This is a genomic window from Pseudoalteromonas sp. EB27, from assembly GCF_001974875.1.
In the GTDB taxonomy this organism is placed as follows: Bacteria; Pseudomonadota; Gammaproteobacteria; order Enterobacterales; family Alteromonadaceae; genus Pseudoalteromonas.
In genome coordinates, this window is record NZ_MTQD01000015.1 from 63,631 (window position 1) to 78,473 (window position 14,843).

Here is a 14,843-nt window from a genome sequence, read left to right on the forward strand (position 1 = left end):
GTTAAACTGGCTACAACAATAATTAATCTTTAAATTGCTTATGACAATCTTTACAGCCTTTAGCCCATGCGCCAAAAGCTTTACCAATTACGGCTTTATCGCCCGATTGAGCAGCTAACGCTAGCTTATCTGCATTTGCTGCAAAAGCATTCGCTTTTTCAACAAAGGTTGCATTTTCGGCCCAAACAGCAGCAAGTGCAGCTGTGTCGCCTTTATCTGTCCCTTCGTAAAACGCTTCCCATGGCATTTTTGAAAGTGCAGCAGCGTTGTTAGCACGCATTTTAAATTGCTCTGCGTCAAAAGGTACTTTACCTTTTAGCATTGCGCCCATGTCACCAATTTGTACTGAGATCATTGAAAACGCTGCTTGGCGGTATTCAATCGCGTCACTTGGTTCTTTAAATGCAGAATTTGCCGATACACTAAGTGCACATGTAGCTAATGCTATACCTGCTAATACTTTTTTCAATTTCATGTTTGCCCCTTTTAAAGTAATTGTTAATCCTGTTCTATATTAGCTTCTTTGAATGTTCAAGTTAATATATGTGCTTAATAATTGTTTCTTTAACTAAGCATACAACGATTACTCTATCGTTACATCTATTGTCTTTATTGTTAATGACTGTAAACACCTCGTTGTTATTTTTATTCCTGTTGTGTAACGTCACACCATCATAAAAATAACTAACAAAGAGAGTTTATGAAAAATAATATTTTTAAAATGTCAGCATTGTCTGCTGCAATAGTGGTTTCACTTTCTGGTTGTGGAAGTAGTGATGACGATAATAAAAACAGCGTACCATTAGTTACTGACGTAGCGCCTAAAGCGAGCGATGTAGTTGTTGTAGATTTAAAACAATGGATCCCTGTTACTGCAGAATTTAAAGCCAGCGATAACGATGGCGATGCTCTTACATTTAGCTTCACTGAAAACGGTGAAGAAGTGGTTGCAGAAGATGGCGTATTCACATTTAGTCACGGTACTCTAACTGTAGAGGGAACATCATTTACTTATGTTCCAATGACGGATGATGATGCAGTTATTGATTACACTGTAAACGCAAATGGTAAAACGGCTTCTGCGCAAATAAGCATTTCAGGAGTTGTTGGTGACCCATTAGCAAATCAACAATGGCACCTAAATAATACAGGCCAAAAAGCATACTCATTAAGCGATGAAATGAAGCAGGGCTTAGTTAATTTATATGTAAATCTATTTGGCGATACAGAAGAAGAAGCGCAAGCAGATGTTGATGCTAGTTTTGCTAATGCAGAAGCTACAGGTTTGGTTGCTGGTGAAGATATGAATGTAACAGCCGCTTATGCTCAAGGCGTTACAGGAGCTGGTGTAACTGCTGTTGTTGTTGATTCGGGTATGGAAATTCGCCACGAAGATTTAGTAGATAACGTATTACCAAATCGTTCTTTAAACCTTAACGCTGAAGCGCTAGATCGTACAGACCCTACAAGTACATCAAACAGTGGTGACCACGGAACAAGTGTTGCCGGCTTAATTGCAGCAAAAGGTTGGAATGGCAAAGGCGGCCGTGGTGTTGCACCTGATGCAGGCTTAATCGGTATGAACTACCTTGGTGGAGATAAAGTAGCACAAACTGATTTACTTGCTCATGGCTTCCCTGGTAGTGGTATTAGTACGTCTGAAAATATTTCAGCCTTTAACCGTAGTTACGGTATTACGTTCCCTACGTTTATCGGTTATTCAGAGCTAGATGAAGCAATTGAGTCTTACCCTAACCTTAACCTTCGTGACGGTAAAGGTGCGCTAAATATGAAATCTAGCGGTAACTCATTTGAAGATGGTGGCGATGAAGGTTCTTTATGTGCTGACAATGGTGCAAATGACTTAGGTTTAACTTGTTATAATGGCGCTTTTGAGCCAAGCCAAGGCCACCCTTATTATTTAAGTGTTGCTGCAGTAAATGCTAATGGTAAACATACTAGCTATTCTACAGCGGGCGCTAACGTAATGGTGTCGGCTCCAGCGGGTGAGTATGGTCGTTTTGCTCCTGCAATGGTAACAACCGATCAAATGACTTGTATTAATGGTTATTCAGGTTTTAATGGTGGTTCTATTGCAGCATGGGCTGCTGCTTACGGTGAAGAGTTTGCTGCAAGTCAATATCCATTTAACTACCCAGGCCATGCAGACAATGCAAGCTGTAACTATACTTCAACGTTTAATGGTACATCATCTGCTGCGCCAAATGCATCGGGCGTGGTATCGTTAATTCTTTCGGCTAATCCAGATTTAACATGGCGTGACGTTCGCCATATCCTTGCATCAACTAGCACTTTAATAGATGCAGATAATGCTGCTGTTAAATTAACAGTTGGTGAAGGCGAATTTGTTGCTCACGACGGTTGGATTGAAAACTCTGCCGGTTATAACTTCAATAACTTATATGGTTTTGGTCGTGCTGATGCTGGAGCTGCGGTTTCTATGGCGAAGGCTTACGATGTTTCTTTAGGTGAACAAGTTATTACTCAGTGGAGCGGTGTTGGTTCAGTAATTGCTGAAGACGCACTTGCACTAGAAATTCCAGATAACAGTGCAACGGGTCTTACACAAGAAATTGAAGTGACTGAAGAGCTAAGCATTGAAGCAATGCAATTTAAGTTTGATGTAAGTAATGCTGAAATGGGCTTTGGCTTAAGCGATGGCACACAAACTTCAGCCGGAACAGATTTAGCTATAGAAGTTACATCGCCAGCGGGTACAAGAAGTGTATTACTGTCATCTAAGCAAGCTTTATTCTACCCAGCATATAGTTTCACTAGCAGTTGGAGTGTTGGCTATATACTAAAAGATGCAGTAATGCTTTCAAATGCGTTTTATGGTGAGTCGACTAAAGGCACTTGGACAGTTCGTTTACTAGATACGAGCGCAGATAGCTATGCACTTAGTAAAGGTGATGACAATGGTTTAGGTGTAGTAGGTATTAGCAATAATAGTTCAGCAAGTGTTTTAGAGGGTGTGTCTTTACGCGCATTCGGTCACGCAGGTCAAGAGTAAGGATTATGAAAATGAAAGTTAATAAATTAATCGTATTAAGTGCTGCTGCGTGTATTTCTTTAAGCGCTACGGCAAACACAAGCTTTGATAAAGAGCTTCAACTACCAAAGAAGCAAGCATCTAGCTTAAAGTATACTAAAGCTGATTTTGGTTCTTATAAAGTAGAGAGAAATTTGAGCCTAGTACCATCAAGTGTTGCTGCCGATGAGCATGTAGTTATGCAAAAAGGCGACATGGCGGTTGTTAATGTTGCAAGTACATCTGATGTAGTAACTAAAGGGTCATTAGTTCGTAATATTCTTACTAATAACTTAAGTTCTTTATCGGGTAATATTACGGTACTTTTAAAAGATGGTATTACTGCTAGCGACATTGCTGCAGCGGCTGGATTAAAAGTAGTGTCTGTATTTCCTGGTACTAAGATTGCCGTTTTAGCAGTGAATGATGGACAAGATATTTTAATTGCAGCAGAGCAGTTAAATGCTTCAGGTTATGCTAAAGAAGCTAGAATTGAAGTGCTAGAGACTATTTATACTGCACAATAAGTTATTTTATTAAATAAGCTTATTTAATAAAAACCCCGAGTAACATTAGTTGCTCGGGGTTTTTTATAAAAAATTAATCATTTATATCAATATCTGCAAATATCATCCCGCGACGCATGCTGCGGGTTGCTAAGAATACCTCACCAAGTAACGACATAAATGCACATATAAGCAATGCCATCGCTGCTACAAAACAACAAGCAATGGTCACGCTTAAGTTAATTGATTGAATGTGCGACAAGAATAAAAACATAACCACAGCACATACAAGTAAGGCGCTTAATACGCTTAAGCTGAAAGCAATATGTATACATCGAGATCTTTTTAATAAGGCGCGCAGCTCTGTTGCTAGCGACTTATTAAAATCGTCATCTGTATTTACTTTTAATCTTCGCTCAAGTAAGCGCGCTCTGTCGGTAATTCGTGCTAAGCGATTAGATAAAACACCTAAAGTTGCTGCTATACCTGTGATTAAAAATACGGGAGCAACGGCCGTTTGAATTACTTTTGCCATAGTTAAAATGTTAATTACTTCGCTATTCATTACTACCCTTAATCAGTTGAGCTTAAAAGTGATTTATATACTTACAGAGTACCTGATGTAGGCTTATTAAGAAAAGAGGAATCACGTTGATTTATTTTACATAGCTTCACAAACTAAATCACAACACAGGTTATTTTTAGGTATATTTAATTACTTAATAAAAAATAAAAATATAACAAGGACTTTGACTGATGAAACGTACCCCATTCGCACTCGCTGCACTATCACTCGCTATTTTAAGTGGCTGTAACCAAGCCCCAGAAGAAACTCAAAAAAATAATACACAAGTTAAAACAGTTCAAGTAGTCCAAGTTGTTGCCCCGGTTGCTAAAAAAGTGCCACATGAAATGACTATTCATGGTGATACACGTATAGATGATTACTATTGGCTGCGTGATGATGAACGTAAAGCGCCAGAGGTAATTAACTATTTAGAAGCTGAAAATACATACACTGATGCAATGCTTGCACATACTAAAACGCTACAAAGCGAATTGTTTGAAGAGCTAAAAGGGCGTATTCAAAAAGACGATGATTCAGTCCCAGTTAAAAACGGTGATTATTTTTACTCAACGCAAACACGTGGCGATAACGAATACACTACTTACTTACGCAGCAGCGATTTTGCAGGTACCGATCAGCAAGTTATTTTAGATGTAAATGAGCTTGCTAAAGGTCATGATTATTATGCGGTAAGTGGCTTAGATGTAAGCCCGAATGGCAATTTAATGGCTTATGGCGAAGATACTGTTAGCCGTCGTATTTATAGCATAAAAATAAAAGACTTAACTACCGGTAAATTACTCGAAGACACACTTGAAGGCACTAACGGTGGCATTGTGTGGGCAAACGATAATAAAACGGTTTACTACATTAAAAAAGATTTACAAACTCTACTAGGTTACCAAGTTTATCGTCATACATTAGGTACACCGCAAGCTGATGACGAGCTAATATACGAAGAGACTGATACCAGTTACTACATGGGTATGAGTAAAAGCAAAGATGAGTCAGAAATTTATATTTGGCACAGCAGCACGGCCGCATCAGGCGTATCGGTATTAAGTGCTGATGATACCAAAGCAATGCCTAAACGCTTAATTGAACGCGAAGCAGGGCTTGAATATGGGATTTCTAAACTAGGGAATACTTACTACATTGTAACTAACTTAGATGCTGTAAATTTTCAGCTGATGAAAGTTGATATTGATAAAGCAAGCGACAAAGCAAATTGGCAAAGTGTGATCCCAGCGCGCGATGATATTAAACTAGAAGGCATTGATTTATTTAATGACTACTTAGTTTATCAAGAACGTGAAATGGGCCAATCAAAGTTGATTGCGCGTAATTTAAAAACGGGTAAAGAGTTACCACTGAGCTTTAACGACAGCGCTTATACAATTGGTACTTATGGCAATAACGATATAGATAGCAGCACGCTACGTGTTTACTACACAAGCATGACCACTCCAAGCTCATCGTACGATGTAGATTTAACGACTGGCGATAAAACGCTTCTTAAGCAACAGGTTGTATTAGGTGATTTTGATGCTGACAATTACGCTTCAGAGCGTATTTTTGTAACAGCACGCGATGGCATTAAAGTACCAGTAAGCTTAGTTTACCGTAAAGATACGTTTAAAAAAGATGGCGCTAACCCGCTACTGCAATATGGTTATGGGTCGTACGGTGCAACCATGGATCCAACGTTCTCAAGCTCACGTTTGAGCTTGTTAGACCGTGGCTTTGTATTTGCAATTGCCCATGTCCGTGGCTCGCAAATGTTAGGTCGTCCTTGGTACGAAGATGGTAAGCTACTCACTAAAAAGAATACGTTTAACGACTTTGTTGACGTAACTAAAGCATTGGTTTCTCAAAAGTATGGCGCAAAAGATGAAATATTTGCGTTAGGCGGCAGTGCTGGTGGCTTACTAATGGGCGCAGTGGCAAACCAAGCGCCTGAGCTTTATAAAGGCATGGTTGCTGCGGTACCGTTTGTAGATGTAGTTACAACGATGCTTGATGCAAGTATTCCGCTTACAACAAATGAATACGATGAATGGGGTAACCCAAACGAAAAGGCGTATTACGATTACATGCTGTCTTATTCGCCATATGACCAAGTATCTAAGCAAGCGTATCCTAATATGCTAGTAACGACGGGCCTGCACGACTCACAAGTTCAATACTTTGAACCTGCAAAATGGGTTGCTAAGCTGCGTGACTATAAAACTGATGATAATAAGTTATTATTTAAAATAGATATGGAAGCAGGGCATGGCGGCGCATCGGGTCGCTTTAAACGCTTAGAAGATACCGCGCTAAACTATGCATTTATGCTTGATTTAGCGGGTATTAAAAAGTAATTAATTTATATATTTAAAATAAATAAAAAATGTAAGGTGCTTTTTAAGAAAGCACCTTTTTTTGTGGCAAGTTAAAGCTAAACATAGTGCCTTTACCAATTTCACTTTGTACGTAAATTTCGCTATCCATCAGTTTTAATAACCCTCTGCAAATAGCCAATCCTAAACCACCTTGCTGGCGCCCTTCTTTATTAGAATTACTTGCTTGGTAATGCGGGTCAAAAATAGCATTCAGCTCATCTTCTTTTATGCCTACACCAGTATCGGATACATGCACAAATAGTTGATTATCGTCACTGCGTTTTACATGTACGGCAATGCTGCCGCCGCGAGGAGTATGCCTAATTGCGTTATCAATTAAGTTGCTTAACACGCGCTCTAATTTAGCTATATCGGCAACCACAGGGAAATCACAAATTGCGGGCTCTACCGATAAACTAATACCTTTTTTATCAACGGCTAAACTGAATTTTGCGATGCAATCGTAAATTAGCTCACCTAAATTAAAGGTTTCTTTGTTTATGCTTATTTCGCCATTTTCTAAGTGAGCAAGCTCAAATATTTGCTCTATGAGTAGCTTTAATTGCCCGCAATTATTAAGCGATACCTGCAAGTATTCTTGCTGCTCTTGTTTACTTAGTTGTTCACCCGACTGATTTAATACTTCTAAAAACCCCTGCAAGGAGGCAAGTGGTGTACGTAGGTCGTGCGAGAGATGAGTTAGCAACTCTTTGCGTTGTTTATCGCCTTGTTCAAGCGCTTTAAACTGCTCGTTAATGCGCGTTAGCATGGCTTGAATACTTCGCCCTAAACTATGCACTTCGTTACTTTTTTGCGTTGAGTAGTTACTTAGCTTGGTGTCGGTAAGGCTGTAGTTTGCGGCTTCAATATTACTAACATCGCGTGCTAAGCGCTGAATTGGGTTGGTAAAAAAGCGTAGCAAAATTAGCATCGCAATAAATAAAAATGCGAGTGCAGAGCCAAGCCATAAAGCGGCTAGCCATAACTTATCATTATTTTTTACAGTGCTTAGTGAGGTGTCGTAAGCCTCACCACCAATGATTACATATAAATAACCTTGTAACTTATCGTGATTAAATACTGGCGCGGCTGAAAATATTTTTTGTTGCTCTTTATTACGAGGATTATCACCATAAATAGGTGCGGCGCTTGGGTCGTTAATCAGTCTTTTTAAAGGCGTTAAACTAATATGTGTGCGTTTAACTTTACCCGGCTTTGCTGAGTAAGTAAGAATTTTTCCGGTTTCGTCTACAAAATAAAATTCAAACGCCGGGCCTAATAACATTAAGGTATGAAATAGGTTTTCAAGCGCTTTATAGTCGTAAACACCTTCTTTTATTAATGGATTATCTTGTACTAAATGCTCAGCTAACGCTAAGTGCAGGTTTTGTTCTGCATGGTGCTTTGAAGTCAGTTCTAATTGCTTGCTCCAACCGTAAACTAGGGCACAAATAAAACAAAAAATTACGACGAGCGATATAGCTAATTTTTGATACAAAGATAATTTCATAATAGGTGTCTTAATTGAGTTGGCTAGGGTTTAGTTTGTAACCAACACCCCAAACTGTTTCGATGATAGGCGCTTGTTGGTGTTCTTCTAGCTTGGCACGTAAGCGGTTTATATGTGAATTAACCGTGTGCTCGTAACCACTGTGTTGATATCCCCATACTTTATCGAGTAATTGTTGGCGACTAAAAACATGATTAGGATGGCGTGCAAAGTAAACGAGTAAATCAAATTCGGTGGCTGTAAGGTTAAGGGCTTGTTTGCCTAAATACACTTGGTGCGAACTAAATTCTATATTGAGTGAGCCTACATTTAGTGTTTGTTCGCTATCAACGGGAGAGTTGTCGTTATTTTGGCTAGCAAGTAGCTGTGCTCTGTGGCGTAATTGGGTTTTTACTCTGGCTTGTAATTCGCGTGCAAAAAATGGCTTACAAATATAATCATCAGCGCCCATTTCAAGGCCAATAACTCTGTCCATATCGCTACTAAGCGCGGTGAGTAAAATAACGGAGGTAGTAGGGTAATGCTCTTTTATTTTTCGGCACAAACTCAAACCATCCATTTGCGGTAAGTTTATATCTAGTAAAATAAGTCCGTAGGGATGCTTGGCTATTTTTTTTAAGGCAAGCTCTGCGCTTACAACATGATCAACATGTAAGTTAAGCGACGTTAGCTGCGTGGTAATTAACTTACCTATTTCTCTGTCATCTTCTACTACTAATATTTTTTCGTGACGCATGTATTACCTCGTAAAAAGGGGGGCATCCGTGCTCCCTTACTTCCCCATTACAAGCTGGAACGTTACTGCGTGCGCGTAATTACTATTTTCGATACCGGGTTATCAAACTTATGTTCAACACCGAGTGCTGATGTTGATAATCCATCTTGATTTGAAACAATGCCTGGGTGCATTGTTATTATATCGGCAGTATCGTCACGTATTTCGTTAAACCCTTCGCCGCTAGCGGCAGGACCTGGCACAGTTTCAGCTGTTTCTGTATTTGCTTCCGTACCAGCATCATAAGCAACGGTTGTACTCATTAGCGAGTCACCTACTTCTAATGAAGATACATCTACAAGACTAAGACCGGTAAATGTGTCATTTGTATTCCCAAGCATTGCAGCAAATGACAAATTAAGCGTTTCTTGGTCTTCAACAGAGATGATTACTGTGGTTGTCTCACCAGGACCAATGCCTCCTTCAGCTGAAACAGTAGCAAGTGCACTTTCGTAACTTAGGTATTCTTCATTTGCGCCGCTTTCTGCAAGCATTTCTAAACCAACAGAGGCTGTTGTACCGAATGTCCAAGGTGCTTCATCTTCAAAAGCAATGACAGAGAGTGGTGACAAAGGCTGTCCTGCAGTTAAGTTACTAAAAGTAATAGTAAACTCATTGATTACAGGTTCTACAACAATAGGTTCAACAACGACCGGCTCTTCAACCACTGGGTCGTTATCATTATCGCTACACGCTGCAAGTGTGGTTGCAAGTGCAAGCACTAGTAGACTTTTTTTAAGGTTGTTAGCAGACGACATAATTATGCTCCTACTTAACTGTAACGGTTAATTGCGCTACTGGGTTTAACCATCTGTGTACTGTATTACTTAAATCGCTATTACCCGCTTCTAAATCGTCATCGCCTAAGCTACCTGGGTGAATATGAATGTTAGTATTTGTATCACCACTTAATATACCTGTACCGCCAGTACCAGCATCGCCACCTGGAGCAGCAGGAATACCCGGAGTACCTGGTGCACCAGAGCCTTCAACTACAAGCTCATTGTTTTGTTCTGTGCCTGCATCGTAAGCATTTAAATTAATAGTGTAAGTACCCGCTTCTGTTGGGATTTTCCAACTGTTTAAGCCTACAAAGCCATCATTAGTTGGTAGCATCATTGCGGTTAAAGATAGGTACTCATTACCGTCGGTCGTGCTCAGTGTTGCCGTTGTAGATGCGGCTGGTGCAAGTAAACCTTCAGCTGGATTTGCAGCCATATCACTGCCCGCTGCAGTTGCTTGTGCAACTAACTCTTCAATATTGCCGCCTTCAGCCATTGTTTGTAATGCTGTAGAAGCTTCTGTTGCTACTTCAAATAGTGTGTCTTCGTTGTTGTGTGCTGTAATTAATAACGGGGTAAAGTGAATACCCTTTGTTAGGTTAGTAACTTTTAAGTCTAGTTCTGCGGCCACAGTCGATTGGCTAGCTGCCGCTAAAAGAATTGCGATTGTTAATGTAGAAGCTTTCATTATTATTTCCTGTAAGTGATGATTCGAGCTAAGTATTGAATAATCGTCTCCAGAAACTCTCACAAACTTATCACTTTTTTATCACAAGATTTCACGCTGTGATTTTTAAAGGTAAATACGTTGGTTGATTAGTAGACATTTGTTTAGTTAAGAGGCAACATACATAAAACAAAAAGGAGCGTGTTATGGAAGAAAATCAACAGGTTGAACCAGTTAATAAAGATGAGCGCATGTGGGCTATGTTATGTCATTTAAGTGCACTGGCAGGTTTTGTTATGCCGTTCGGCTCAATTATTGGGCCATTAATTGTGTGGTTAATTAAAAGAGATGAAATGCCAGTTGTTGACGTGCACGGTAAAAAGGCGCTTAACTTTCAAATAACGATGGCAATTGCATATGTAGTTTGTTTTTTACTGATGTTTGTAGCGATAGGCTTAATATTACTACCTATAGTGGCAATATTTTCGTTTGTGATGGTAGTGCTAGCAAGTATTAAAGCTAACGAAGGTAAAGAGTTTAATTACCCGCTGAGCTTAAATTTGATAAAGTAAACATACAGTTTATTTTTATACCAATTGAATAAATTAGTGAGTTATTTAATACGCTAGAATGATTATGTTTTTAATAAAATTGGTATTATAAACCCAGCTATAGGCTGGGTTTTTACGTTTAGCCATAAGGGCATTATGCTTTATCTCACGTTATTTATTAGCGCATTTATATCTGCCACATTATTGCCCAGCTCTTCTGAGGTGATAATGGTGGGAATGATTGCCCAAGGTAAAGTTATTTTATGGCTTATGTGGTGCGTCGCAACGCTTGGAAACGTGTTAGGAAGCTGTGTTAATTACTGGTTAGGCACGCAGGTACTGCGTTTTAAAGATAAAAAATGGTTTCCGGTATCGCAAAAAGGGCTTGATAGCGCACAAAAGCAATTTAATAAATACGGTGTGTATAGTTTGTTGTTTGCTTGGTTACCCGTTGTGGGAGACCCATTAACGGTGATTGGGGGAATATTTAAAGTACGCTTTAGTATGTTTTTATTACTAGTAACACTAGGCAAAGGCGCGCGCTATTTAGCGGTTATCGCCCTTGCCGTAGGATTCGAAAAGCTTTTTTAAATAAATTTTTTAAGACCTTATTTAGCCCAATCGAGCGTTAACGACACTGAGTCGGCAAAACGCAGTGCATGTGGTTTATCAACACGTGCTTTAGCGTAATGAACACTTGGGTGTGAGTGACAAACCGCAAGAATTTCAGCCACTAATTTTTCGAGCAGTAAAAAGTGGCCTTGCTCTACTAAGCTAATTACTTCTTTCGTGATCACTTTATAATTAAGTGCTTGGTCTACTTCATCTGTTTTACACGCGTCATCAGCAGGGTAGTGAATCTCTAGATTGATCACTACATCTTGCTTTTTCTCACGCTCATCGGGGTTAAAGCCAATAAATGTACGCAGGCGCAAATTAGTAACGTTAATAATTGCATTAGCCATAGGGTTAACCTTTTATAAGCTGCAAAAATTCGTTACGTGTTTTAGGATCGCTTCTAAAGTTACCTAACATTACTGATGTACGCATGCTTGAATTTTGCTTTTCTACACCACGCATCATCATACACATGTGTTTTGCCTCAACAATAACGCCAACGCCTTTAGCGCCAGTAACTTCTTCAACTGCTTTAGCGATTTGATGAGTTAACTGCTCTTGAATTTGAAAGCGACGTGAAAACATATCAACAATACGTGCAAATTTAGACAAGCCTAATACTTTACCGTTTGGAATATAAGCAATATGGCAACGACCAATAAAAGGCAGTAAATGATGCTCACACATAGAGTAAAGCTCTATGTCTTGCACTAAAACCATATCGTCAGCATCAGACGTAAATACTGCTTTATTGGTTATCTCATTAAGCGTTTGGCGATACCCTTGCGTTAAATATTCCATTGCTTTTGCGGCACGTTTTGGCGTATCAAGTAAACCTTCGCGGTTAGCATCTTCACCTACAGCAGTAATTATTTTTTGGTAACTTTCTTTTAACTCGTCATACATAAGTTTCTCAGTCTAGTGTGTTCTACTTTAAATGGCGTCCGCCATCAACAGGCAAGGAGCGCCCTGTGATGTAGTGGCTTTGTAATAGTAAATCAATACTATTGATAATTTCTTGGCATCCGGGTTCAATGCCCATTAATGATTTTTTAAGGGTTTTAGCTCTATATTGCTCGTCATCATGTTCATTAAAAATAATGAGTGATGGAGCAACCGAGTTTACCTTTATATTTGGTGCATATTTAGCGCTGAACGATTTAGTTAAGTTATCGAGTGCCGCTTTACTTGCTGCATAAGCTAAGTGCTTAGGGCTACCTGTTTCAACTACATAATCAGTAAGGTGAATTATATCAGCAGGTGCTTTAGCACTTTGTTGATAGTTTAAAAGCAGCTCAGCGCACATTAAATTAATTAAATACGGTGTTTTAGCATGTATACGCATCATGTTATCAAACAGTGCTGCAAAGTCAGGATTGTTAGCTTCGCAGTCCCAGCTTGATGCATTGTGAACAATAGCGCGCAGTGATGTTGTGTGCTTTTTAAGCGTATGTATAAATGTGTTTATACCGTCGTCGGTACTAAAGTCGGCATAAATACACACAGCACCTTGTTGCTCTAATGCATCAACAGCGTCGTGGCGAGTCCGATACGTAATAACAACAGCTTGCCCTTGAGCCATATAATGCTGAGCAAGTGCTAAACCAATACGTTGTCCTGCACCGGTAATTAAGATGGGCGATGTCATATAGGGCAGTGTTCTCTTTGGCGGGTAACTTATACCAATATTATTAAAACATGATCGATCTATCGTTATTTTCTTACGGCTATAATAGATCACTAATTTAACGCAATAGGTATTATAAAATTCAAAGCGTTAATTTATTAAAATATACGCAGTTTATTAGTCTGTCGATCAAAAAAGCAATTAATCCTCAAAGGGTTAATTGCTTTTCTCTTTTACTAAACATTAATCGTAAATTGTTGGAATTGGTTGGCGCTTATGTTGTGTACGCGTGTAAATACTTACAAGCTTTTGTTCAACATCTTTAGAAACAGATTTACCTTCTAAAAAGTCATCAATTTGCTCATAGCTCAAACCAAGTGCTTCTTCATCTGTTAAGCCTGGGCGGTCACTTTCTAAATCAGCTGTAGGTGCTTTATCTACTAATAAAGCTGGAGCACCGAGCGCAGTAGCAAGTGCACGCACTTGGCGTTTTGATAAACCAAATAGCGGAGCTAAATCGCACGCGCCGTCACCAAATTTAGTATAAAAACCAGTAATGTTTTCAGCACTATGATCGGTACCTACTACTAAACCTTGGCAAAAACCGGCTATTTCGTATTGAGCAACCATACGTTGGCGCGCTTTAACATTACCTTTAATAAAGTCTACTTGCGCTTGCTCAGGCAGTGCTTCACCACAGCCAACTACGGCAGCTATCGCTTGCTCATGCAGTGCATCAGCAGCAGGTTGTACGTTTACGGTCATACGTTTACTTGGTTGAATGAAATCAACAGCTAGTTGCGCTTCGTCTTCATCGGCTTGTATGCCGTAAGGTAGGCGCACAGCAATAAACTGATACTTGTTTGTGTTTTGCTCTTTATTTAGTTCGTTTACGGCAAGTTGACATAAGCGACCGCAAGTTGATGAGTCAACACCACCACTAATACCCAGTATTAATGATCGTGAGTGAGCAGCTACTAAACGTGCTTTAATAAAAGCAACTCGACGAGTTATCTCAGCATTTACATCAATCGTTGACTGAACCTTCATTTCAGCCATAATTTCGGCGCGCATTGCCAGCTCCTTATAAAATTTAATATGTGATACGCAATAAACTTATTATGTGATTTAGTTTTAATTAATTAAAGTTTTAAATGAGCTTTTATTCTGCGAAGCTCTACTTTTAATTCTTCTACTTCTACAAGTAAATCACTCAACTCTTTGTCTTTAATTACTTCGCTTGGTAGAGCAACAAAGGCATCAGCGGGATTATTTCGTTGTTCGCCAAATAAATGAATGTATCGGCTGTCGCGTTTACCAGCTTCTCGCTCTAATTTACGCGTGTACTCGCTTTCAATCAGTTTATTGAGTGCTGTTTCTACTTCATTTACGTTATTAAAATCAGCAAGCCTAGCGCTGCGGGTTCTTAATTCACCAGGGGTTTGGGCGCCGCGTAAAAGTAACAAACAAACAATGGCACGTTGCTGAGCAGAAAATTGCAGGTTACTAAACTCAGTGTTGCAAAAGCGGTGGTCGTATTTATTTACGCGACCAGAAAGCCCTTCATCTATAGTTACCAAACGCATGTCTATTAGTTCATCAAGTGCGTTTTGCACGTCACTATCTGTAAGATTTAACACAGGGTCGCGATTAGACTTTTGGTTACATGCGTTCACTAGAGCGTTTAACGATAGCGGATAATGCTCGGGCGTTGTGCTTTGTTTTTCTAGTAAGCAACCAAGAATACGTTGTTGATTTGCTGATAACTGCATAAATAATCTCAAATTAGTAAGCGTATTTTAT

The 14,843-nt window shown here is 39.4% G+C and carries 16 protein-coding genes; 5 read left to right on the forward strand and 11 right to left on the reverse strand.

Going from position 1 to position 14,843, the window contains the following annotated elements; all coding sequences use genetic code 11:
* Positions 1-22: 22 nt before the first annotated feature.
* A complete protein-coding gene (locus BW142_RS16360; protein WP_024598794.1) occupies positions 23-475 on the reverse strand; it encodes a cytochrome c in 453 nt (150 codons plus the stop codon).
* Between the two features lie 225 nt (positions 476-700).
* Here BW142_RS16360 and BW142_RS16365 point away from each other — a divergent pair, with 225 nt between their 5' ends.
* Both BW142_RS16365 and BW142_RS16370 read left to right on the forward strand, forming a co-directional pair.
* Positions 701-3,034 carry a S8 family serine peptidase gene (locus tag BW142_RS16365; RefSeq protein WP_024598795.1) on the forward strand — a complete coding sequence of 778 codons (2,334 nt, stop codon included), beginning with the start codon at positions 701-703 and terminating at the stop codon, positions 3,032-3,034.
* A gap of 11 nt (positions 3,035-3,045) precedes the next feature.
* On the forward strand, positions 3,046-3,579 hold the full coding sequence (locus BW142_RS16370; protein WP_024598796.1) for a hypothetical protein: 534 nt from the start codon (positions 3,046-3,048) through the stop codon (positions 3,577-3,579).
* 73 nt (positions 3,580-3,652) lie between these two features.
* Here the strand turns inward: BW142_RS16370 and BW142_RS16375 are convergent, their stop codons facing one another.
* Complete coding sequence (locus BW142_RS16375; protein WP_024589627.1) at positions 3,653-4,123, reverse strand: DUF2721 domain-containing protein; 471 nt, start codon at positions 4,121-4,123, stop codon at positions 3,653-3,655.
* 191 nt (positions 4,124-4,314) lie between these two features.
* Between BW142_RS16375 and BW142_RS16380 the strand changes: the two genes are divergently transcribed.
* A complete protein-coding gene (locus BW142_RS16380) occupies positions 4,315-6,489 on the forward strand; it encodes a S9 family peptidase (RefSeq protein ID WP_076925545.1) in 2,175 nt (724 codons plus the stop codon).
* A gap of 43 nt (positions 6,490-6,532) precedes the next feature.
* On the opposite strand, the gene BW142_RS16385 is transcribed toward BW142_RS16380, so the two are convergent.
* The 4 genes from BW142_RS16385 to BW142_RS16400 all read right to left on the reverse strand — a co-directional run bounded on the left by BW142_RS16385 (position 6,533) and on the right by BW142_RS16400 (position 10,265).
* Positions 6,533-8,020, reverse strand: a complete 1,488-nt coding sequence (locus BW142_RS16385) for a HAMP domain-containing sensor histidine kinase (protein WP_076925546.1) — start codon at positions 8,018-8,020, stop codon at positions 6,533-6,535.
* A gap of 10 nt (positions 8,021-8,030) precedes the next feature.
* Complete coding sequence (locus BW142_RS16390; protein ID WP_007580488.1) at positions 8,031-8,756, reverse strand: response regulator transcription factor; 726 nt, start codon at positions 8,754-8,756, stop codon at positions 8,031-8,033.
* A gap of 62 nt (positions 8,757-8,818) precedes the next feature.
* Complete coding sequence (locus BW142_RS16395) at positions 8,819-9,553, reverse strand: spondin domain-containing protein (protein ID WP_076925547.1); 735 nt, start codon at positions 9,551-9,553, stop codon at positions 8,819-8,821.
* A gap of 10 nt (positions 9,554-9,563) precedes the next feature.
* Positions 9,564-10,265: a spondin domain-containing protein gene (locus BW142_RS16400; RefSeq protein WP_076925548.1), complete on the reverse strand. Its 702-nt coding sequence runs from the start codon at positions 10,263-10,265 to the stop codon at positions 9,564-9,566.
* A 185-nt stretch (positions 10,266-10,450) separates the two neighbouring features.
* Between BW142_RS16400 and BW142_RS16405 the strand changes: the two genes are divergently transcribed.
* Both BW142_RS16405 and BW142_RS16410 read left to right on the forward strand, forming a co-directional pair.
* Positions 10,451-10,816 (forward strand): DUF4870 domain-containing protein, encoded by a 366-nt coding sequence (locus BW142_RS16405; RefSeq protein WP_024598801.1) that lies wholly within the window; start codon positions 10,451-10,453, stop codon positions 10,814-10,816.
* Between the two features lie 135 nt (positions 10,817-10,951).
* Positions 10,952-11,386, forward strand: a complete 435-nt coding sequence (locus tag BW142_RS16410) for a YqaA family protein (protein WP_076925549.1) — start codon at positions 10,952-10,954, stop codon at positions 11,384-11,386.
* A 17-nt stretch (positions 11,387-11,403) separates the two neighbouring features.
* Here the strand turns inward: BW142_RS16410 and folX are convergent, their stop codons facing one another.
* The 5 genes from folX to BW142_RS16435 all read right to left on the reverse strand — a co-directional run bounded on the left by folX (position 11,404) and on the right by BW142_RS16435 (position 14,812).
* Positions 11,404-11,760 carry a dihydroneopterin triphosphate 2'-epimerase gene (gene folX / locus BW142_RS16415; RefSeq protein WP_007377309.1) on the reverse strand — a complete coding sequence of 119 codons (357 nt, stop codon included), beginning with the start codon at positions 11,758-11,760 and terminating at the stop codon, positions 11,404-11,406.
* A 4-nt stretch (positions 11,761-11,764) separates the two neighbouring features.
* Positions 11,765-12,319 (reverse strand): GTP cyclohydrolase I FolE, encoded by a 555-nt coding sequence (gene folE / locus BW142_RS16420; protein ID WP_076925550.1) that lies wholly within the window; start codon positions 12,317-12,319, stop codon positions 11,765-11,767.
* 22 nt (positions 12,320-12,341) lie between these two features.
* A complete protein-coding gene (gene folM / locus BW142_RS16425) occupies positions 12,342-13,061 on the reverse strand; it encodes a dihydromonapterin reductase (protein WP_076925551.1) in 720 nt (239 codons plus the stop codon).
* A 222-nt stretch (positions 13,062-13,283) separates the two neighbouring features.
* Positions 13,284-14,114, reverse strand: coding sequence for an ammonia-dependent NAD(+) synthetase (gene nadE, locus BW142_RS16430; protein WP_076925552.1), 831 nt, complete (start codon positions 14,112-14,114; stop codon positions 13,284-13,286).
* A 68-nt stretch (positions 14,115-14,182) separates the two neighbouring features.
* Positions 14,183-14,812 (reverse strand): YceH family protein, encoded by a 630-nt coding sequence (locus BW142_RS16435; RefSeq protein ID WP_076925553.1) that lies wholly within the window; start codon positions 14,810-14,812, stop codon positions 14,183-14,185.
* Between the last annotated feature and the right edge of the window lie 31 nt (positions 14,813-14,843).